We start from the raw sequence: 19,669 nt of genomic DNA, 5'->3' as shown, positions 1-19,669 counted from the left end.
TTATTTTAGTGCAAAATACAAAAAGCCATTCAAGTTTTAAATGGCTTTTCTATTTAATTTCATTTTTTTATGCTACAATTCTCCAGATTTGAGCAACTAAAAAAGTAACAATAAAACCAGCAACAACTGGTAAAAGAGAAGCTACTACTGTCCATTTAACACTTTTAGTTTCTTTATAAATGGTATAAATTGTTGTACTACAGGGATTGTGAAGCAAACTAAACAACATCACATTCGTTGCTGTTAAAAGCGTCCAACCGCCCGCTTTTAAAATATCTCCCGTTGCGGTAACTGAATCTAATTCAAACAATACTCCAACACCTGCACCACCAGAAACACCTGTAACCAAAACCGTTAACATTAATATTGTTGGAATTACAATTTCGTTCGCAGGAATAGCAACAATATATGCCAATAATATCACGCCATTTAATCCTAATAAAAATCCAAAACCATCTAAATGATGTATCAACCAAACAGCAATGCTTTCATCACCAATAAAAATATTAGAAATTAACCAAATAACTGCGCCAGCTGGAGCTGCAAATACAACTGCTCTCCACAAAACAATAAGCGTTCTATCTATTAATGAAGTATAAATCGTTTTCCAAAAAACGGGCGGTCTGTAAGGTGGTAATTCTAAATTAAAGGTAGAAACTTCTCCTTTTAACACGGTTTTTGACAACGCCCAAGAAAAGAAAAACATAAAAAAGATTCCCAAAACCGCAATGCCAATCACCGCTGATAAAGACGCTAAACTAGCATAGGATGCTGGCACAACTGCTCCAACAAAAATAGTTGCTAATAAAATTTGCGTTGGCCAGCGACCATTACAAAGCGAAAAATTATTGGTAATGATGGCAATTAATCGTTCTCGTGGACTGTCAATAATTCGTGTTGCTACAACTCCAGCTGCATTACATCCAAAACCCATGCTCATGGTTAATGCTTGTTTGCCGTGTGCTCCAGATTTTTTAAATAAATAATCCATATTAAACGCCACTCTTGGCAAATATCCAAAATCTTCTAAAAGTGTAAAAAGCGGAAAAAATATTGCCATTGGAGGCAACATTACAGCAATTACCCAAGCCACAGATAAATACACGCCATCAATTAAAAAACCGGTTAACCACCAAGGAATTTGTAATTCTGTTGCGCCATTTTTTAAAAATGGATGTACGGTGTCTAGTAATAAACTTGCCAACATTGAAGACGGATAATTAGCACCAATTATGGTAATCCAAAGAATCAAAGCAAGCAAAAGCAACATAATTGGAAACCCCCAAATTTTACTCGTTACTATTTTATCTATTTTTGAATCTAATCTAAAGTTCGTCTTTTGTTGGTCTTTTTTTACAGAACTCTCCACTATTTTAGAAGCATCTGCATAAATACTTTCGGCTAAATTATCATGAAAATCATCGCCAATTTGCCATCTTAATTCTTTAGATAATGCAATTATATTTTCTATTGATTTATTCTTCATTTTACACAAATTTACCTTCTTCAAGTCCTTTTATCACTTGCGAATCTCCTTCTAAAAGGCGAAAAGCCAACCATCGACTATTTTCAATTTTCGGGTACACTTCTTCTATATACTTACTTAATTCTTGTACTGCTTTTTCAATGTTTTTAGGAATACTTTTAATTTTATGCGGCTTGCATTTAATTTTTCCATTTGCCACTTCACTAATTGTTTTTATTAAATCTGGAATTCCTTCTTTAAATCTGGCGCTTGTAGCAACAACTGGAATTCCTAAATCTCTTGACAGCGTTCTTGTATCAATTTCTATATGATTTCTTTTTGCTTCATCCATTAGATTCAAACACAAAACAGCTTTATCTGTAATTTCTAATATTTGTAATACTAAATTTAAGTTGCGTTCTAATCTGCTAGCATCAGCAACTATAACGGTTACAGATGGTTTCCCGAAAAGAATAAAATTACGTGCTACTTCTTCATCTTCTGATGTAGAAAGTAAAGAATACGTGCCAGGTAAATCTATCAATTTAAATTTTTGAGCATCATATTCAAAAGCTCCTTCTGCTCTTGTTACGGTTTTTCCTGGCCAATTTCCGGTGTGTTGTCTTAATCCTGTTAGCGCATTAAAAACGGTACTTTTTCCTGTATTTGGATTTCCGGCCAACGCTAAAACAAAATCAAAATCACGGGTATCAACTCCTAATTTTTTCAACCCATTTTCATTGAAATGAGCACAAGAATCACAGGCACTTTTTAAATGATTTTCCATGGTTATACTTTTTTAATTAGAATTTTTGATGCTTGATCTTCTCTTAAAGCAATCGCTGTCCCTTTTATTGTAAAAGATTTTGGGTCGCCTAAAGGATTTAACAAATCGATTGCTACGGTAGCTCCTTTTACAAAACCCAGATCTAATAATCTACGTCTATTGTCTCCTCTACATTCTTTAGAAAGTCCAATAATTATTGCTTTTTCTAATGGTTTTAAACTAGAAAGACGCATTGTTTTTTCTTCAGATTCTGAAGTGTTTTCTAAAACGAGAACCGTAATATTTCCTGCAACAACAGGCGCTAAAATAAATTTTTCTCCTTCTGAATGAAATACAACGCGATTTGGGTTGTTTTCGACAACGCGAATTAGAGAATCTAAATGGATTTTTTCTGCTAATATTTGTCGGTAAATAATGTCTGGTTCGTCTTCAATATGAATAATTTTACCAACACTTTTCACGGGTAAAGTTGATAATGAAACTCCTTTCTTTAAAGCTATTTTCCCTGATTTTGTTGGGATTGGATCGCCATGAGGATCGTATTTAGGGTTTCCCAAAAGTTCTGCTAACTTATTGGTTTCTTCAATACTTAATTCGTGTTCCTTTTTTTCTGCTCTTTCGTGCCACTCCTGTTTGTCAAAACCTGTTTTTTCTGATAAATATTTTTCCCATAACCTATGTGCTCTTACAATTTGAAGCGCGTGTTCATTCCCTAATTCAGACAATTTGTATGAATCTCCATCCATGTAAATCAACTCATTTTCAATCATTTTACTGATGCTTTCTATCAATAGTGAATTGTTGTAATTTAACTTGTCGGTTAAATCGTGTGTGGTTAAATTTTTATTAGAAATTTGATTGTGGTATAATAGTTTTAAAATATCCTCAACCACCGTTTTTGAATTTGATTTATAGGATTTTTTTAATAAAAAATAGATTCCTTTTGTGGGTCTAAAGAAATAATACAACAAAACGATTGTTCCAAAAAAAACAAGTAGCAATACTTTTGGATCTATTGAATTCATTGCTTCTGAATGTATAAATTAGTAGCTATTTTATTTGAAACGGTCATCTTTTTATTGTTGATTTTTATCGTCATAGAAGCATCAAAATCTTCTTTTTCTAACACCTCAACTTCTTGTCCTAATGCAATTTTTTGTTTGTCTAAAAATTGTAAAAAAGCAACTGAAGAGTCTTTTACACCAACACAAATTCCTGTATCATTTATTTTTAACGTTGATAACAAATTCTTTTCCATTTGATGAAGATTTCCGTTGATATCTGGAATCGGATCTCCATGCGGATCGTATTTTGGAAAACCGAGCAAAGCATCAATTTCATTTATCAATTTAGTCGACTTTATATGTTCTAATTGTTCTGCAACATCGTGCACTTCATCCCAATTAAAATTTAATTTTTCTACCAAAAAAACCTCCCACAAGCGATGATTTCTAACAATTAATGCTGCTGATTTTTTTCCTTCTTCAGTTAATAAAACTCCTTGATATTTCTTGTAAATCAGCAGCTTTTTATCTGCTAGTTTTTTAATCATATCTGTTACAGAAGAAGCTTTTGTGCTTAATTTTTTTGCAATAGCATTTGTACTTACTCCTTTGAGTGAAGTAATTCCTAAATGATAGATTGTTTTTAAATAATTTTCTTCTGACTGACTAAACATAGGTTCTATTTATAATGCAAAGGTATGATTATTTACAAAATAAAAAAATATTTTTTAGCCTTGTCTAAAAAATATTTTATATTTGTATAAACTTCACAATAAAAATGAATCTATCTAAAAAAAAGCACGCCCTTTTGTTATTTTTTGCAATTACAACAATCTCTGCGCAAGAAATAATTACAGACAGACCTGATCAAACTGAAAGCTCATCAATAATTCCGTTAAAAAGCTTACAAATAGAAGCTGGCGTGTTCTTTCAAAGAGATGCTAGAGCACAAGCAAATGCACATCCTTCTGTTTTATGGAGATATGGAATTTCAAAAAACTTTGAACTCCGTTTACTAACAGAATTTGAAACCAACAAAACAATTAGCAACTCGTTAAAAAAAAGTGGTATTAGCGATCTCCAAATAGGAACAAAAATTCAATTACTCAAAAAGAAAAATGTGAATACTGAAATTGCTTTTTTATCACATTTCATTTTACCGACAGCAAAAAGAGAACTGACAAATGATAGGTTAGGCATAATTAATAAACTATCAATTTCGCATGTTATTTCTAATAATTTTGGTTTAGGATACAATGTTGGTTATGATTATCTCGGAACTGGAATTGGTAATTTCACCTATTCTATGGCATTAAGTGTTTCGTTGTCTGATAAAGTTGGGGTTTATATTGAACCTTATGGCGAATTTGCAGAGTTTGAAAATCATTTAGCTAATTTTGATATTGGACTTACTTATTTGCTAAAAAACAATCTACAATTAGATATTTCTTACGGAACAGGCTTAAATTATAAGATGAATTATTTTTCTACTGGTTTTAGTTGGAATATTACTACTCAGAAAAAAAATAAAGAACGGTCAATTATTACTCCACAATCTAGGAACTAATATTCGTGGTTGAAGACTATAAACTACGCCAACTGAAAAATAGGTGTGCGAACGCATACTTTCATCTGTTTCTGGTGAATATTTATACTGTAATTGTGTGTTTATCCCATAGTTAGGATTCAACCAAAATGTTCCGCCAGCACCGATATTAGTTGTTGTAGTCATTTTATAGGTTGTTTTTAAAAGACTTCCTCCAAGAATCACATAGGGAACTAAATTATCATTCAAAGTCCCAAAATCGTATTTAACAGCACCATCAATAGATACATACGAAACGCTATTTGAATAAAACCCAGGAATTCTATCAATAACACTAAAAGAAAGACCAGCGTCTAAGGTTAGCCCGTTAAAAAAATACCTGGATACATTTAGTGATGGAACTTGGAAAATAAATTGATCTCCAACAGCCTTAACATCTTCTGATGCAAATTTGGCAACGCCAACACTTGCACCAACCACCCATCTGTTTTCTTTATTCTGTGCAACAGTTTGAAAACCAATAAATAGCACTACTAAAAATATTTTTAAAGATTTGAACATGTCTTTTTCTGCATTTCTTTTTAAGAACTAATTTTTTCTAAAGTTATTGTATTTTTTTTAAACCGAGTTTACAGATTAAATTATTACAAATAGTTATAGTACATTTGCTGAAAATAGTTGAATTGAGTAGAGAGATTATTATCAATCGATATAAGAAATCTGAAAAAACAACACAGATTTTATCGGAACTTCAACACGAAAAAAACCTTTTTCAAATCACGAATTTGGTGGGTTCGTCGTTGTCTTTTGTTATTTCCGAAACTTTTAAAAAAACAGAAAAACCTTTTCTTATCATCTTTAATGATAAAGAAGAAGCGGCATATTATCTAAATGATTTTGAACAATTATTGGGCGATAAAAAAGTGTTGTTTTATCCTGGTTCTTACCGAAGACCTTATCAAATTGAAGAAATAGACAATGCAAATATTTTACTGCGATCAGAAGTTTTAAACAGAATTAATTCGCAAAAAAAACCAGCGGTTATTGTTACCTATCCAGATGCATTGTTTGAAAAAGTTGTTACCAAAAGAGAACTTGAAAAAAACACTTTAAAATTAAGTATTGGAGAAAATCTTTCGCTTGATTTTGTAAACGAAGTGTTGTTTGAATATCATTTTAAGCGAGTTGATTTTGTTACCGAACCCGGCGAATTTTCTGTCCGTGGCGGAATTATAGATGTCTTTTCTTTTTCTAATGACGAACCTTACAGGATTGAATTTTTTGGAGATGAAGTAGAAAGTATTCGGACTTTTGATGTTGAAACGCAGCTCTCTATTGACAAGCTGAAAAAAATCAGCATTATGCCAAATGTTGAGAACAAAACGCTGCAAGAAAAACGAGAAAGTTTTCTAAAATACATTTCACCCAAAACAATTATTTTTTATCAAAATATTGATTTATTAACGGGAAAATTAGACACTTTTTATGCAAAAGCAACTGACGCTTTTAAAGAATTATCCAAAGAAATAAAACACGCAAAACCCGAAGAATTGTTTTGCAATGGTGCGTATATAAAAGAACAAATCAATCAATTTTCTACAGTTGCAATCAATCAACCAGAAAAAGCACAAACAACTACAAATGTTCGGTTTAATGTGTTGCCGCAACCTTCTTTTAACAAGCAATTCGACTTGTTAATCACCAATTTAAACAACTATTCTAAGCAAGGGTACACCAATTATATTTTTTGTGCAAACGACAAACAAGCTGAACGTTTTCATGATATTTTTAACGATGTAGAAGAAGATGTAAGTTACGAAACCATCGTTTTTCCACTGCATGAGGGATTTATAGATATTGATGAAAAAATAGTTTGTTATACAGATCATCAAATCTTTGAACGTTATCATAAATTCAGATTAAAAAATGGATACGCAAAAAAGCAATCCATTACGTTAAAGGAAATCAATAATTTAGAAATTGGCGATTATGTTACACATATAGATCATGGAATTGGAAAGTTTGGTGGTTTACAAAAAATTGATGTTGAAGGAAACAAGCAAGAAGCAATTAAATTATTTTATGGCGATCGCGATATTTTATACATCAGCATTCATTCGTTGCATAAAATTTCAAAATTTAATGGAAAAGACGGAAAAGCTCCAAAAATTTACAAATTAGGTTCTGGTGCTTGGAAAAAAATCAAACAAAAAACCAAAGCAAGAGTTAAACATATTGCGTTCAATTTAATTCAATTATACGCAAAAAGAAAGCTGCAAAAAGGATTTCAATACAGACCAGATACCTTTATGCAACATGAGTTGGAGGCGAGTTTTATTTACGAAGACACACCAGATCAATTATCTGCAACTCAAGATGTAAAAGCCGATATGGAAAACGAACAACCAATGGATCGTTTGGTTTGTGGTGATGTTGGTTTTGGAAAAACAGAAATTGCAATTAGAGCCGCATTTAAAGCCGTTGACAACGGAAAACAAGTCGCTATTTTAGTTCCAACTACAATTTTAGCCTATCAACATTTTAGAACATTTACGGAGCGGCTAAAGAACTTCCCTGTTACCATAGATTATTTAAACAGATTTAGAACCGCAAATCAGAAACGTGGCGTCATAGAAGGAATTGGAAATGGTTCTGTTGATATTGTTATTGGAACGCATCAATTAACCAATAAGAGTATTCAGTTTAAAGATTTAGGATTGTTAATTATTGATGAAGAACAAAAATTTGGTGTTGCTGTAAAAGACAAATTAAAAACCATCAAAGAAAATGTTGACACGCTAACATTAACTGCAACGCCAATTCCAAGAACCTTGCAGTTTAGTTTGATGGCAGCAAGAGATTTATCGGTCATAAATACACCGCCGCCAAATCGTCATCCAATAGAAACTAATGTCATTCGCTTTTCTGAAGAAACGATTAGAGATGCTGTTTCGTATGAGATTTCTCGAGGCGGACAAGTGTTTTTTATCCATAATAGAATCGAAAACATTAAAGAAGTTGCAGGTTTATTACAGCGTTTAATTCCTTCTGCAAAAATCGGAATTGGTCACGGTCAAATGGAAGGAAAAAAGTTGGAAGATTTGATGCTCCGATTTATGAATAATGAATTTGATGTGTTGGTTTCTACAACCATTGTAGAAAGTGGATTGGATGTTCCGAATGCAAACACCATTTTTGTAAATAACGCCAATAATTTTGGGCTGTCTGATTTACATCAAATGCGTGGAAGAGTTGGTCGATCAAACAAAAAAGCATTCTGTTATTTTATCACGCCGCCTTATCATATGATGACAGATGATGCCAGAAAACGGATTACAGCATTAGAATTATTTTCTGATTTGGGTAGCGGAATTAATATCGCCATGAAAGATTTGGAAATTCGTGGAGCTGGAGATTTATTGGGTGGAGAACAAAGTGGATTTATCAATGATATTGGTTTTGACACCTATCAAAAAATATTGTCTGAAGCAATTGAAGAATTGAAAGAAAACGAGTTTGCAGCATTGTATCCGGCTGATGAATCGAAACCAAAAGAGTTTGTAAAAGAAGTAACGATTGATACCGATTTCGAAATTTTATTTCCGGATGATTATGTAAATTCTATTACAGAACGTTTGAATTTATACAACAAATTGGGCGACTTAAAAACAGAAGAAGAATTGGTGAATTTTGAAACAGAAATCACGGATCGGTTTGGAGAAGTTCCGATTCAAGTTGTAGATTTATTAGATTCTGTTCGCATCAAATGGTTGGCAAAAAAATTGGGATTAGAAAAAATTATCTTGAAGAAAAAACGCATGATTGGCTATTATGTTTCTGATCAACAAAGTCCTTTTTATCAAACAGAAGATTTTACAAACATGTTAAAATACGTTCAGCAAAACCCTAAAAGTTGTGTGATGAAAGAAAAAGAAACCAAAAATGGTTTGCGTTTATTAATTACCTTTATTCATATAGATACTGTAGGTAAAGCATTGTCTATTCTTGAAAAAATTAAATAAACATGTCCGTTCGAGCGGAGTCGAGAACTATTAAATTTTAAAAAACTAATATTAACCTCTCGACTCCGCTCGAGGAGACAAACAATATGAAAAACGAACATCTAAAACACATTTCTGAACTTTTACTCGCTACTTTATTTATAAGTACTTCTGGTGTTTTAGGAAAATATATAGAAATGCCGCCTTCAATTATGGTTTGGTGGCGTTCTTCTTTAGCGGTTCTTTTCTTGTATGCGTATTGTCGATTTAAAAAAATAAATCTTAAAATTTACTCTAAAAAAGATTTCTTCACATTTACACTTGGAGCCATTTTTATGGCAGCACATTGGACCACGTATTTCTACGCTTTAAAACTCTCAAATGTTGCTTTAGGAATGTTGTCTTTATATACATTTCCGGTGATTACTGCTTTGTTAGAACCCTTGTTTATCAAAACAAAATTCAATCCAATTCATATTGTTTTAGGATTGATTGTATTGCTCGGAATTTACATTTTAGCCCCCGAATTTGATTTAGAAAGCAATCATGTACAAGGAATTATTTTAGGGGTGATTTCAGCCCTGTGTTATTCGTTAAGAATCTTAATTTTAAAACAACATGTTGCTGTTTATAATGGAACCATGTTGATGTTTTACCAAGTGCTTTTTATCACTATTTTATTAGCACCATTATTGTTCTTTTTTGATACTTCTGTAATAGAAACACAATATCCTTATGTAATATTATTAGCTTTATTAACTACAGCAATTGGGCATACAATGATGGTGAAAAAATTCTCTTATTTTTCAGTTTCTACTGCAAGTATTATTAGCAGCATTCAACCCATATTCGGAATTCTTTTAGCGTTTTTATTCTTGAATGAAATTCCGACTTTAAACACCTTTTTGGGTGGTTTGTTGATTTTATCTACCGTTGTGATTGAAAGTATTCGCTCTAAAAAGTAATATTTTATTTAGGATTTTCGTCTTGATAATTCCGTTTTACAAACTCTAAAGCCGTTTCAATAATTTCTCCCATATTATTGCTTTTCTTAAAGTTTACATCTAAGGTAAAATCAAAAATTTGATTTTTTAACAGCGTTACATTTTTATCTGTAGAAATGGTGTCGTGTTTCATGGCATTTATCAACTGATTGATTCTATTTTCAGAACTTAAAATTCTTTTTGCAACGATAGATCGTTCTTCAATTTTATATTGCTCAATAGAAGAATTTTGTAACTTTTCACTTACCAAAGAAACCATTTTATTGTTTTCTTTAAAAAACTGCGGATAATAGACTTTAAACTTTCCTTCAAAGCTTTGCTGATCAAAATCTATGGCTCTAATTTTATACACAATATGATCAAAATCGTGCGTGGGCACAATCACATAATTATAAGAACGCATGTCTCCTAAAAGTCGAATCATACAGCGTTCGTTAAACTTTACAAACTCCTTTGCAATTTGTGATTTTTCTGATGCTGTACATTTTGGTAAAAAATCTTTAATAAAATCGTCTCCAGGAATTCCTGCAATATGTTCTTCAATTAGCGTGTCTTTGTACACCAAAAAATTTAAATTATAAGGCGATAAAATATGTTCTAATTCTAATCCATACACACGAGAAGCATCCGTTTTTTTTACATAAAAATACGTGTAATTATCGTTTAAAATATTCCGAACTTTTACACGAAAAGGTTTCGAGTTTCCAAACGTACAATAATCAACAGCATCAATATTTAAGTATTTAATGGTTTCTTCATTTCCGTTAGAATGCAAGATTGTATAGACTTTTTTTAAACTTAAATCAATTTCTTGTCGTTCAAATTCAGAATAATACGTTCGTACCCAAAGTGTGTCTTCGTCATTTTTATCATACACAACTACAGAACCTTGAAAGCGAAGTAAGTCATCATAAAAAATTGGGATTTTTATATTTCTACTATTCTCAATCAAGTAGTCATTTAATAACTGATTGACTGGAAAAGCAGGTTTTTTTTGCGACATTAATTTTTCTTCGGATGCCATTTCGTATGATTTTTATCAAAAATAGGGATAAAAACTACACTTCAAACAATTTTCCTGGCAAAGGTTGTACAACGCCTTTCATTTCTAATTGTAATAATAAAGGTGCTAATTTGTAAATAGGAATATTGCATTCTATGGCAATAATATCTAAGAATTGTTTGCCGTTTTTAAGCAAATAATCGTACACTTTTTGTTCGTTCGTATTCAGCTCAACAAACAATTGTTTTTGAATGGTTTTTGTTTTTTTCTGTTTTGAATCAAGATCCCAATTCAACATTTTTGCAACATCTTCCGCGGATGTTAACAGCGCTGCTTTGTGGTTTTTTATCAATTGATTACATCCTTTGCTATACAAATCTGTTGTTCTTCCAGGAACAGCAAACACGTCTCTATCATATGAATTAGCGATATCCGCAGTTACCAAAGAGCCGCCTTTTTCTGCAGATTCTATGATAATTGTTGCCTGAGAAATTCCCGCTACAATTCTATTTCGCTGTAAAAAATGTTTTCTTAACGGATCTTCATCATGCCAAAATTCTGTGATAAATCCGCCATTTTCATTCACTTGATTGATGTACTTTTTATGTGTTTTTGGGTAAATTTGTTCAAATCCATGTGCTAAAACGGCAATGGTTTGTAGTTTGTTTTTGACTGCTTCTTTATGCGCACAAATATCAACTCCGTACGCAAAACCACTTACAATAATTGGATTGTATGTTGTTAAATCTTTAATCAATTCTTTACAAAAACTACTTCCATAAGGCGTCATATTTCTGGTGCCAACAATACTAATGATTCGCTCGTTTTGTAGGTTGATATTTCCGTCTTTAAAAAATAAAATGGGTGCATCAATACATTGTTGTAGGTTTTTTGGATAATCATCATCTAAAAAATACGAAGTTACAATATTATTCTGCTGAATATAATCGAGTTCTTCTTCGGCAAGAATTTTGTGCTGATTATCAAATAATTGATTGACGACATGTGTTCCAATTCCGTTGATTTTTAATAAAGTAGTTGGCTTTTCTTTAAAAATCTGACGAACATCTCCGGTGGCGACAATGAGCTTTTTTGCTGAAATATCGCCCACAGATTTTGTATTTTGCAGACGCAAAATGGCTAGTAATTTTTCTTTTTTCAAACCGCAATAATTTGACAGTCAAGATACAACAAATTTTTGTTGATAAGTTTCTAATTGCATTCGTTTTTTTTACAAAAAAATACTAACTTTGTTTTTATGACTTTAACTAGCTACATCAACGATTTATTATACAGATACGATTGCGTAATTATACCAAATTTTGGAGGATTTGTAACCAACGCCATTTCGGCAAAAGTGAATCATTTTTCACACACCTTTTATCCGCCAACAAAACAAATTACGTTCAATTCGCATTTAAAAAATAATGATGGTTTATTAGCAAATCATATTGCATCATCAGAAAATATTTCTTTTGAAAAAGCATCAGAAAAAATTAGTGCAGTTGTAAAAAGTTGGAATGTTCAATTAAAAACGGAAGCTGTTGTTATTGGTAAAGTTGGTTGTTTGTCTTTAAATAAAGAGCATCAGCTAATTTTTGAGCCAAATTCTGAATCAAATTATTTGATTGAAACTTTTGGGATGAGCGCTTTAAGTTCTCCTGCGGTAAAACGTTTAGAATATCAACAACAAGCAACAAAATTAACGCCTGTTATTGCTCGTAAAAAATCATCACCCTTTTTAAAATATGCTGCAGCAGCTGCCATATTTTTAACTGTTGGCACAATTGGTTGGAATGGCTTTCAAAACAATCAACTAAAAGAACAGTACGCAAAACAGCAATTAGATGTTGAAAAGAAAATTCAGTCTGCAACTTTTGTTATTGGAGATCCGTTGCCTACAATTCAATTAAATGTTGCAAAAGAATCGCCTAAAAACTTCCATATTATTGCTGGAGCTTTTGAATTTCCAGAAAATGCAGAAAAAAAATTGCGCCAATTAAAAGCAAAAGGTTTTAACGCAGAAATTATTGGAAAAAATAAATGGGGCTTAACGCAAGTAACGTATGCTAGTTTCGAAACCAGAGCACAAGCGTATAAAAACTTAGCAAAAATTAGAGATAATTATTCTGAAGACGCTTGGATGTTTATAAAGAAATTACATTAAAAAACACTTTTTTTTAATACGAATACCGCAATACCATTTATCTCTTATTACTTATCTTTGCGGAGAATTTAAAATTCTATTTCTGATGCATTCAAAAACTCCAAAAGAATCATTAACTGTTTTAACAGACATGGTTTTACCCGGCGAAACAAATCCTTTAAATAATTTATTTGGTGGAGAAATTCTTGCAAGAATGGATCGTGCTTGTAGCATTGCTGCTCGTCGTCATTCTAGAAGAATTGTTGTAACTGCATCTGTAAATCATGTTGCGTTTACAAAGGCAGTTCCGGTTGGAAGCGTGGTTACTGTAGAAGCAAAAGTTTCTCGTGCTTTTAAATCTTCTATGGAAATCTATGTAGATGTTTGGATTGAAGATAGAGAATCTGGAGAAAGAGCAAGAGTAAACGAAGGAATTTATACCTTTGTTGCTGTTGATGAAACTGGAAGTCCAGTTCCTGTTCCGCAAATTACACCAGAAACAGCACTAGAAAAAGAACGTTTTGATGGCGCATTAAGAAGAAAACAATTGAGCTTGATTTTATCTGGAAAACTGGAGCCAAACAAAGCGACTGAATTAAAAGCTTTGTTTATCTAAACTATCTTTTTAACAACCAATTTGTTGGGTTTTGTCGTTGTGTTTCTTTGTGTAACACAAATATTAACGTGGTTTTTCCGGTAACCTTATTGGTAAATATTTTCCCTAAAACTTGTCCAGTTACAACATTATCGCCTTTATTTACAGCTAAGGTTTCTAAATTATTATACGTGGTAATGTAATTTCCATGCTGAATTAAAACGGCTTTTCTTCCGCCAGATAAAACTTGTATTGCCAAAACTTTTCCGTTAAAAACACTTTGAGCTGTTGCTCCTTTTTCTGTAGCTATATGCAAACCAGAACTTGTAATTGTAATTCCACGTAATGTTGGATGCGGTTGTTTTCCGAATTTTCTTACAACCAAACCACTTTTTACAGGCCAAGGTAATTTTCCTTTATTGCTTTCAAACTTTTTTGCCAATGCTTTTGCGGCTGGCGTTAATGCAAAACTGGTTGATTTTTTATTTGCTTTATTCGCGTTTGATTTTGCAATGGCGTCTTTAATAATTTTATCTATCTGAGCAGCAATTTTACGGTCTTCTTTTTGCTTCGCTTTTATTTCTTTGATGTACTGCTTTTCTTTCTTTTTGATTTGAGAAACAAGTTTTGTTTTATTTTTTTTATCAATTTCTATCTTTTGTTTCTCTTCTGTTTCTACTTTTATCAACGTGTCTTTTTCTTGCTTTTTAAATAACAGTGAGTCGTTTAGTTTTTTGATGACATCAGTTTGCAAAACAATTTCTTGTCCTTGTTTTTTTCTAAATTTCGTATATTGTTTCATATACTGCACACGTTTATATGCTTGCTGAAAACTCTGAGAAGACATTAAAAACAACAACTGACTTTGTTTAGATTTGCTTTTATAGGATTTAAAAATCATATCGGCATAATCTTTCTTTAAAGCCGTAAGTTGTTTGGTTAATTTGGTAATTTTTCTTTCGTTTTGTTTTATTTCTGATGATAAAAATGCCGCTTCTTTATTGATAGATTCTATATATGCTGCTCTTGTTACAATTTTTTGATTGAGATCTTCTAAAGCATCTAATGCGTTTTTTTCTTTCGTTTGTACGGTAAACAACAACTTGTTTACTTTAGAAATTTCTTGTTTTAATTTTTGTCTTTTTTCTTCTAATTGTTTTTTTGTTTGCGCCTGAGAAACAGCATTATTCGAAAATAATGCGATCAGAAAAAAACAGAAAAAAAGTTTAAAAGCTTTCATTAAAAAACAACTTGTTTATATCCGCTAGGAACTTTAAATGGAGTTGAAAATACTTTATCAAAAATAACCGATCTAAATTCTATATCAATATTTGTAAATGTATCATTTCCTGTTGCTCTAATTTCGATGTTCTTCGGAAAAGTTTCTCCATCGATTTTTGTATATCTTTTATAAGCAACTTTTAGTGTTTGATTTTTAAACGAATTATGCAATTCTTGTTTGTCTAATTTAAAATGAACGGGGTTGATCCAAAAGAAAACATCGAACAATGCTTTTTGTTGTACTGGCATTAATAAATGTGCATTCGTATCAACAACTGCTCTGTATTTTTGAGCGTTTAAATCAAAAATTGTTTGACCCAATAATAAGTTTTGTAATTGTGTAAAATTAATATCGGTTCCTAACATGTTTTTTAACGCATTAAAATCGCCTTTAAAATACGTTCTATTTAGTTTTTCGTAATAACTAACCGAATTGGGTGTTATCTTAACTCTTGCCACAATTACGCCAATATACGTTGCGTTTAGCCAAATAACGCTGTCTTTTTCTATTCGTAATTTTACGCTTAATTTTTGTTTGTTGTTGTTGTCTTGATATGCAACTTTAAGTTTCGCTTCAACGGTGTTTTTATGAAATGTATTTTGAAGATATTTTTTAGAAACTTTTCTTACTGACATTGATTTTATTTCAGCCGAAGTTCCAAGAGCTGTTTTGGTAGATTTACACGAGGTAATTGCTAGCATTAATATTAATAAAGCGCTAAAAAATTTCATTTCTATTCTTGTTTTTTACGTAATGCTAACGCTTTATTTTTGTTTTTTATTGCTTCTTTTTCCTTGCCTAATTTACCATAACTTATGGCTAATTCTTCGTAAAAAGAGGCTTCTAAATTATTATCGTCAATTACAAAATCAATTCCGTTTGTTAATTGTTCAATGGCTTTTTCAAAATTATTGTTTTTATTTAATGCTTTCGCATTCATTAAATACACAAATGCTTGCGCCGGAAACAATTCTAAACCTTTGTTGCTGTAAAAAAGCAACTGCTTATTCGTAATTGTTGGCAAGGTTACTATTTTACGAAGCGTTTCAAAACTTTTATCAGATTCAAATTTGGCGATTAAATCTTGCAAATTTTCGCTTTTAATTGCTGTTTTTTGAATCATTTTTTTAAAAAATCGCTTTTTAAACTGAACCAAGTTTGGTGTCAACTGATTTTCTTTTTCTAAAGCAACCAAAAGGGTATTTGCTTGTTCTAATTGATTGTTTTGAAAATACAAAAACACCAATTTTTCCTTTTCTTTTGGGTTGATTTCTATAATTTTTTTTTGAATTACAATCGCGCTATTAATATTGCTCGATGCTAAATATATTCTTCCTAAGTGTTCTAAAACCCAATAATTATCAGAGGCAATTTTTAAAGCTTGAACAGCGTATTGTTCTGCTTCTAAAAAGCGTTTCATCATTAAGTAATTTTTAGAAAGTTCAAACAATACCGAAACATCATTTGGCTTCAATTCGTTACATTTTTCTAGATTTTCTATGGCAACTCTATAATTATAAATCGCTTTTTGCGCCAAAGCTTTAAAAAAATGATTTTGAAATTTTAAAAAGTTTTCTTCTTTTAAATTTGATGAAATCGGAATGCTATTTTGTGAAAATCCAGCAATTGGATTCCACAAAAAAAGAAGTAAAAAAAAAGAAGTAACGCTTAATTTCATTAGAATTATAACTAATAACGTTGCAAGATAGTATTTATAATAATTCTTAAAAGATAAATTGCCTAAAACCTCTTATAGTTTGATTTGTTTTTAGGTTCTTTGTGAAAACTTTTTATGGTGAATTACTTATCAGTAGAAAACATCTCAAAATCTTACGGCGAAAGAATTCTTTTTGAAGAACTTTCGTTTGGCATAAACAAAGATCAAAAAGTTGCCTTTGTTGCCAAAAACGGAAGTGGAAAAACATCCATTTTAAACATTATTGCTGGTTTAGATGTTCCAGATACTGGACAAGTAATTAGTAGAAAAGGAATTCAGATTTCGTATTTAGCACAAAATGATGAGTTAGATCCAACACTTACCATTAAAGAAGTTGTTTTTTCTTCAGAAAACAAAACCTTACAAGTTATTGAGCAATACAACAAAGCTTTAGAAGATCCAGAAAATGCAGAAGCGTATCAAAAAGCTTTTGAGTTGATGGAACAACACAACGCCTGGGATTTTGACACCCAATACAAACAAATTTTATCAAAATTAAAGTTCGAGAATTTACAGCAAAAGGTTTCCGAGCTTTCTGGTGGACAAAAAAAACGCTTGGCTTTAGCAACTATTTTAATCAATAAACCCGATTTATTAATTTTAGACGAACCAACAAATCATTTAGATTTAGAAATGATTGAATGGTTAGAAAGTTACTTTGCTAAAGAAAAAATAACTCTTTTTATGGTAACGCACGATCGTTATTTTTTAGAACGTGTTTGTAACGAAATTGTAGAATTAGATCACGGAAAATTATACAGATATAAAGGGAATTATTCGTATTATTTAGAGAAAAAAGAAGAGCGAATTGCGCTAGAGCAAACTACGGTAGAAAAGGCAAAAAACCTTTACAATAAAGAACTAGATTGGATGCGTCGTCAACCAAAAGCAAGAACCACAAAATCGAAATCTAGAATTGACGATTTTTACGAAATCAAAGAAAAAGCACACAAGAGAAGACAAGATCATCAGGTTCAGTTAGAGATTAATATGGAACGCTTAGGAAGTAAAATTTTAGAGCTTCATAAAATTAAAAAATCATTTGATGACACCTTGATTTTAGATGGATTTGAATACGTTTTTAAGCGTGGAGAACGCATCGGGATTATTGGTAAAAACGGAACAGGAAAATCGACTTTCTTAAATCTAATTACACAAAAAATTCCTGTTGATGGCGGTAAAGTTGTGTTAGGTGAAACCGTAAAATTTGGGTATTATACACAAAGCGGAATCGTTATAAAAGAAGGGCAAAAAGTAATTGAGGTAATTAGAGAATTTGGAGAATTTATTCCGTTAACCAAAGGACGAAAAATTACCGCTGGTCAATTATTAGAACGCTTTTTATTCGACAGAAAAAAGCAACACGATTTTGTAGAAAAATTAAGTGGAGGGGAACAAAAACGCTTGTATTTATGTGCGGTTTTAATTCAGAATCCAAACTTTTTAATTTTAGATGAACCCACAAACGATTTAGATGTTATAACCTTAAATGTCTTAGAAGATTTCTTGTTAGATTTTCCTGGAAACTTATTGGTAGTTTCTCACGACAGGTATTTTATGGACAAAATAATGGATTCTCTTTTTGTGTTTAGAGGAGATGGTGTTATAGAAAATTTTCCTGGAAATTATTCAGATTTTAGAGCCTATGAAGATTCTAAACCTAGAGAAGAAAAACCGAATATCCTTTCATCAAAAAAAGAAGTCACAAAATCTACTTCTAGCCCTAAAGGAAAACTAAGTTTTAATGAAAATAGAGAATTTGGTTTGCTAGAAACCGATATTGCTAAGTTAGAAAAGAAGAAAACTCAGATTGAACATCAGTTTGCTAACAATGAAATTTCATCAGAAGAAATCAATGAAAAATCACAAGAATTACAAAAAATTATTGCTGATTTAGGGCAAAAAGAAGAACGTTGGTTAGAGCTTTCTATGAAGTTAGAAGGATAACTTACGCGCTTACAATTTGATATTCTTCGAGCAATTCTTCATTGTTAAAACGCAAGACTAATTGAGCAACAGCAACTGTATCTTTTTCGCAATAGGTTACAATTCTGTCTACATTTTTCTCTTTGTAATACACGTTTGCAACTTCGCTACCGTCAATATCATCTTTAGGTGATGGAATTCCTAAAATAGATGTTAATAATTTTAAGGAAGAATAATGTTTGTAATCTCCAAACTTCCATAATTCCATGGTGTCTAAATGCGGAATTTCCCATGGTTTTTTACCAAACAGATTGAGTTTTTTTGGCAATTCAATTCTGTGCACAATCATTCTTCTGGCGATGTACGGAAAGTCGAATTCTTTTCCATTATGTGCGCACAAAACATGCTCATTCTTATTAAAATGTGTGTCTAACAGCTTTTTAAAGTCAACTAACAGCTCTTTTTCATCATCACCAAAAAATGATTTTACCCGCAGTTGTTTTTCATTCTTTTGATTCACAAAAAAACCCGCCGAAATGCAAATAATTTTTCCAAATTCTGCCCAAATTCCGGCACGTTCGTAAAATTCCTCAACGGTAAATTCTTCCTTGCGTTGGTATTTTGTTTTTTGATCAAAAAGCTGTTTTGTGTTTTCAGAAACTGAGTTCCAAGAAGCTTCTTGCGGAACCGTTTCTATGTCTATAAATAAGATGTTCTCTAGTTTTAAATGTAAATTCATAGCAGAAAATTTTTACTGTGAAGTTACTAAAAATAAAAAAACCTCGAAAATTCGAGGCTTTTTTTTATGTAATTTTCTTGTAAAAGTTATTTGATTACTAGTTTTTTAGTAGCCACTTTATCTCCTTCAACAACTTTCATTATATAAATTCCAGAACTTATCTCAGAAACATTTAATTGTTTCATCGTTCCAGAAAACTTTTGAGTAAATATTTTTTTCCCTAATACATTATAAATGGTTACTTCTTTTTCTCTAGTATTAAACGTTTTTATAGTTAATACTCCTTGATTTACTGGGTTTGGGAAGGCAGAAAACTTAACAATATTAGTTGTCTTTATGTTGTTAGATTGCCCTCTAGACAATAAAACAAAACAAGTACAAAAAACAAAGATTAAAAAGTAACGTTTTCTCATATCTTTAAATAATCTTATAAATATATAAAATAATTATTTAT

16 protein-coding genes and 1 pseudogene are annotated in these 19,669 nt (G+C 31.4%); 6 read left to right on the top strand and 11 right to left on the bottom strand.

Features of this window, described 5'->3' with window-relative positions; genetic code table 11:
- Nucleotides 1-67: 67 nt before the first annotated feature.
- From feoB to KCTC32516_RS04585, 3 genes and pseudogenes are all read right to left on the bottom strand, one after another.
- Nucleotides 68-2,252 (bottom strand): annotated as a pseudogene (feoB, locus tag KCTC32516_RS04595) (ferrous iron transport protein B).
- Between the two features lie 2 nt (nucleotides 2,253-2,254).
- Nucleotides 2,255-3,277: a metal-dependent transcriptional regulator gene (locus KCTC32516_RS04590; protein WP_301402305.1), complete on the bottom strand. Its 1,023-nt coding sequence runs from the start codon at nucleotides 3,275-3,277 to the stop codon at nucleotides 2,255-2,257.
- The gene (locus KCTC32516_RS04585) at nucleotides 3,274-3,930 is read right to left on the bottom strand and encodes a metal-dependent transcriptional regulator (RefSeq protein ID WP_301402304.1); all 657 of its coding nucleotides are present in this window, start codon (nucleotides 3,928-3,930) and stop codon (nucleotides 3,274-3,276) included. Before KCTC32516_RS04585 ends, KCTC32516_RS04590 begins: the two co-directional genes overlap by 4 nt.
- Nucleotides 3,931-4,034: 104 nt before the next feature.
- On the opposite strand from KCTC32516_RS04585, the gene KCTC32516_RS04580 reads away from it, so the two are divergent.
- A complete protein-coding gene (locus KCTC32516_RS04580; RefSeq protein WP_301402303.1) occupies nucleotides 4,035-4,823 on the top strand; it encodes a transporter in 789 nt (262 codons plus the stop codon).
- On the opposite strand, the gene KCTC32516_RS04575 is transcribed toward KCTC32516_RS04580, so the two are convergent.
- Nucleotides 4,794-5,363, bottom strand: a complete 570-nt coding sequence (locus tag KCTC32516_RS04575; protein WP_301402301.1) for a putative outer membrane beta-barrel protein — start codon at nucleotides 5,361-5,363, stop codon at nucleotides 4,794-4,796. The two genes, KCTC32516_RS04580 and KCTC32516_RS04575, sit on opposite strands and share 30 nt — an antisense overlap.
- Nucleotides 5,364-5,539: 176 nt before the next feature.
- Here KCTC32516_RS04575 and mfd point away from each other — a divergent pair, with 176 nt between their 5' ends.
- Both mfd and KCTC32516_RS04565 read left to right on the top strand, forming a co-directional pair.
- The gene (gene mfd / locus KCTC32516_RS04570; RefSeq protein ID WP_436410110.1) at nucleotides 5,540-8,824 is read left to right on the top strand and encodes a transcription-repair coupling factor; all 3,285 of its coding nucleotides are present in this window, start codon (nucleotides 5,540-5,542) and stop codon (nucleotides 8,822-8,824) included.
- An 86-nt stretch (nucleotides 8,825-8,910) separates the two neighbouring features.
- A complete protein-coding gene (locus tag KCTC32516_RS04565) occupies nucleotides 8,911-9,768 on the top strand; it encodes a DMT family transporter (RefSeq protein WP_301402298.1) in 858 nt (285 codons plus the stop codon).
- A gap of 4 nt (nucleotides 9,769-9,772) precedes the next feature.
- Here the strand turns inward: KCTC32516_RS04565 and KCTC32516_RS04560 are convergent, their stop codons facing one another.
- Nucleotides 9,773-10,831 carry a hypothetical protein gene (locus tag KCTC32516_RS04560; RefSeq protein ID WP_301402296.1) on the bottom strand — a complete coding sequence of 353 codons (1,059 nt, stop codon included), beginning with the start codon at nucleotides 10,829-10,831 and terminating at the stop codon, nucleotides 9,773-9,775.
- Nucleotides 10,832-10,865: 34 nt separating this feature from the next.
- Nucleotides 10,866-11,972 (bottom strand): DNA-processing protein DprA, encoded by a 1,107-nt coding sequence (gene dprA, locus KCTC32516_RS04555; RefSeq protein WP_301402294.1) that lies wholly within the window; start codon nucleotides 11,970-11,972, stop codon nucleotides 10,866-10,868.
- 96 nt (nucleotides 11,973-12,068) lie between these two features.
- Between dprA and KCTC32516_RS04550 the strand changes: the two genes are divergently transcribed.
- Together KCTC32516_RS04550 and KCTC32516_RS04545 are read left to right on the top strand one after the other, a co-directional pair.
- The gene (locus KCTC32516_RS04550) at nucleotides 12,069-12,977 is read left to right on the top strand and encodes an HU domain-containing protein (RefSeq protein ID WP_301402293.1); all 909 of its coding nucleotides are present in this window, start codon (nucleotides 12,069-12,071) and stop codon (nucleotides 12,975-12,977) included.
- A gap of 85 nt (nucleotides 12,978-13,062) precedes the next feature.
- Nucleotides 13,063-13,572 carry an acyl-CoA thioesterase gene (locus KCTC32516_RS04545; RefSeq protein ID WP_301402291.1) on the top strand — a complete coding sequence of 170 codons (510 nt, stop codon included), beginning with the start codon at nucleotides 13,063-13,065 and terminating at the stop codon, nucleotides 13,570-13,572.
- A gap of 1 nt (nucleotide 13,573) precedes the next feature.
- On the opposite strand, the gene KCTC32516_RS04540 is transcribed toward KCTC32516_RS04545, so the two are convergent.
- The 3 genes from KCTC32516_RS04540 to KCTC32516_RS04530 are packed head-to-tail and all read right to left on the bottom strand — an operon-like array spanning nucleotide 13,574 to nucleotide 16,511.
- Complete coding sequence (locus tag KCTC32516_RS04540; RefSeq protein WP_301402289.1) at nucleotides 13,574-14,791, bottom strand: murein hydrolase activator EnvC family protein; 1,218 nt, start codon at nucleotides 14,789-14,791, stop codon at nucleotides 13,574-13,576.
- Nucleotides 14,791-15,564 (bottom strand): lipoprotein insertase outer membrane protein LolB1, encoded by a 774-nt coding sequence (lolB1, locus tag KCTC32516_RS04535; protein ID WP_301402287.1) that lies wholly within the window; start codon nucleotides 15,562-15,564, stop codon nucleotides 14,791-14,793. Before lolB1 ends, KCTC32516_RS04540 begins: the two co-directional genes overlap by 1 nt.
- A gap of 2 nt (nucleotides 15,565-15,566) precedes the next feature.
- Complete coding sequence (locus KCTC32516_RS04530; RefSeq protein ID WP_301402285.1) at nucleotides 15,567-16,511, bottom strand: tetratricopeptide repeat protein; 945 nt, start codon at nucleotides 16,509-16,511, stop codon at nucleotides 15,567-15,569.
- A gap of 117 nt (nucleotides 16,512-16,628) precedes the next feature.
- Here KCTC32516_RS04530 and KCTC32516_RS04525 point away from each other — a divergent pair, with 117 nt between their 5' ends.
- On the top strand, nucleotides 16,629-18,497 hold the full coding sequence (locus KCTC32516_RS04525) for an ABC-F family ATP-binding cassette domain-containing protein (RefSeq protein WP_301402724.1): 1,869 nt from the start codon (nucleotides 16,629-16,631) through the stop codon (nucleotides 18,495-18,497).
- 1 nt (nucleotide 18,498) lies between these two features.
- Here the strand turns inward: KCTC32516_RS04525 and KCTC32516_RS04520 are convergent, their stop codons facing one another.
- Nucleotides 18,499-19,215 (bottom strand): 3'-5' exonuclease, encoded by a 717-nt coding sequence (locus tag KCTC32516_RS04520; RefSeq protein WP_301402283.1) that lies wholly within the window; start codon nucleotides 19,213-19,215, stop codon nucleotides 18,499-18,501.
- 86 nt (nucleotides 19,216-19,301) lie between these two features.
- Nucleotides 19,302-19,628, bottom strand: coding sequence for a T9SS type A sorting domain-containing protein (locus KCTC32516_RS04515; RefSeq protein WP_301402281.1), 327 nt, complete (start codon nucleotides 19,626-19,628; stop codon nucleotides 19,302-19,304).
- Between the last annotated feature and the right edge of the window lie 41 nt (nucleotides 19,629-19,669).

The organism is Polaribacter huanghezhanensis (assembly GCF_030444335.1).
In the GTDB taxonomy this organism is placed as follows: Bacteria; Bacteroidota; Bacteroidia; order Flavobacteriales; family Flavobacteriaceae; genus Polaribacter; species Polaribacter huanghezhanensis.
This window is presented reverse-complemented; position numbering and strand designations above follow the sequence as displayed.

Coding starts and splice junctions, on each gene's coding strand:
- KCTC32516_RS04585 (WP_301402304.1), bottom strand. CDS start 3,930: ATGTTTAGTCAGTCAGAAGAAAATTATTTAAAAACAATCTATCATTTA.
- KCTC32516_RS04550 (WP_301402293.1), top strand. CDS start 12,069: ATGACTTTAACTAGCTACATCAACGATTTATTATACAGATACGATTGC.
- KCTC32516_RS04540 (WP_301402289.1), bottom strand. CDS start 14,791: ATGAAAGCTTTTAAACTTTTTTTCTGTTTTTTTCTGATCGCATTATTT.
- KCTC32516_RS04530 (WP_301402285.1), bottom strand. CDS start 16,511: ATGAAATTAAGCGTTACTTCTTTTTTTTTACTTCTTTTTTTGTGGAAT.
- KCTC32516_RS04520 (WP_301402283.1), bottom strand. CDS start 19,215: ATGAATTTACATTTAAAACTAGAGAACATCTTATTTATAGACATAGAA.
- KCTC32516_RS04575 (WP_301402301.1), bottom strand. CDS start 5,363: ATGTTCAAATCTTTAAAAATATTTTTAGTAGTGCTATTTATTGGTTTT.
- lolB1 (WP_301402287.1), bottom strand. CDS start 15,564: ATGAAATTTTTTAGCGCTTTATTAATATTAATGCTAGCAATTACCTCG.
- KCTC32516_RS04565 (WP_301402298.1), top strand. CDS start 8,911: ATGAAAAACGAACATCTAAAACACATTTCTGAACTTTTACTCGCTACT.
- KCTC32516_RS04580 (WP_301402303.1), top strand. CDS start 4,035: ATGAATCTATCTAAAAAAAAGCACGCCCTTTTGTTATTTTTTGCAATT.
- KCTC32516_RS04515 (WP_301402281.1), bottom strand. CDS start 19,628: ATGAGAAAACGTTACTTTTTAATCTTTGTTTTTTGTACTTGTTTTGTT.
- KCTC32516_RS04560 (WP_301402296.1), bottom strand. CDS start 10,831: ATGGCATCCGAAGAAAAATTAATGTCGCAAAAAAAACCTGCTTTTCCA.
- KCTC32516_RS04590 (WP_301402305.1), bottom strand. CDS start 3,277: ATGAATTCAATAGATCCAAAAGTATTGCTACTTGTTTTTTTTGGAACA.
- KCTC32516_RS04545 (WP_301402291.1), top strand. CDS start 13,063: ATGCATTCAAAAACTCCAAAAGAATCATTAACTGTTTTAACAGACATG.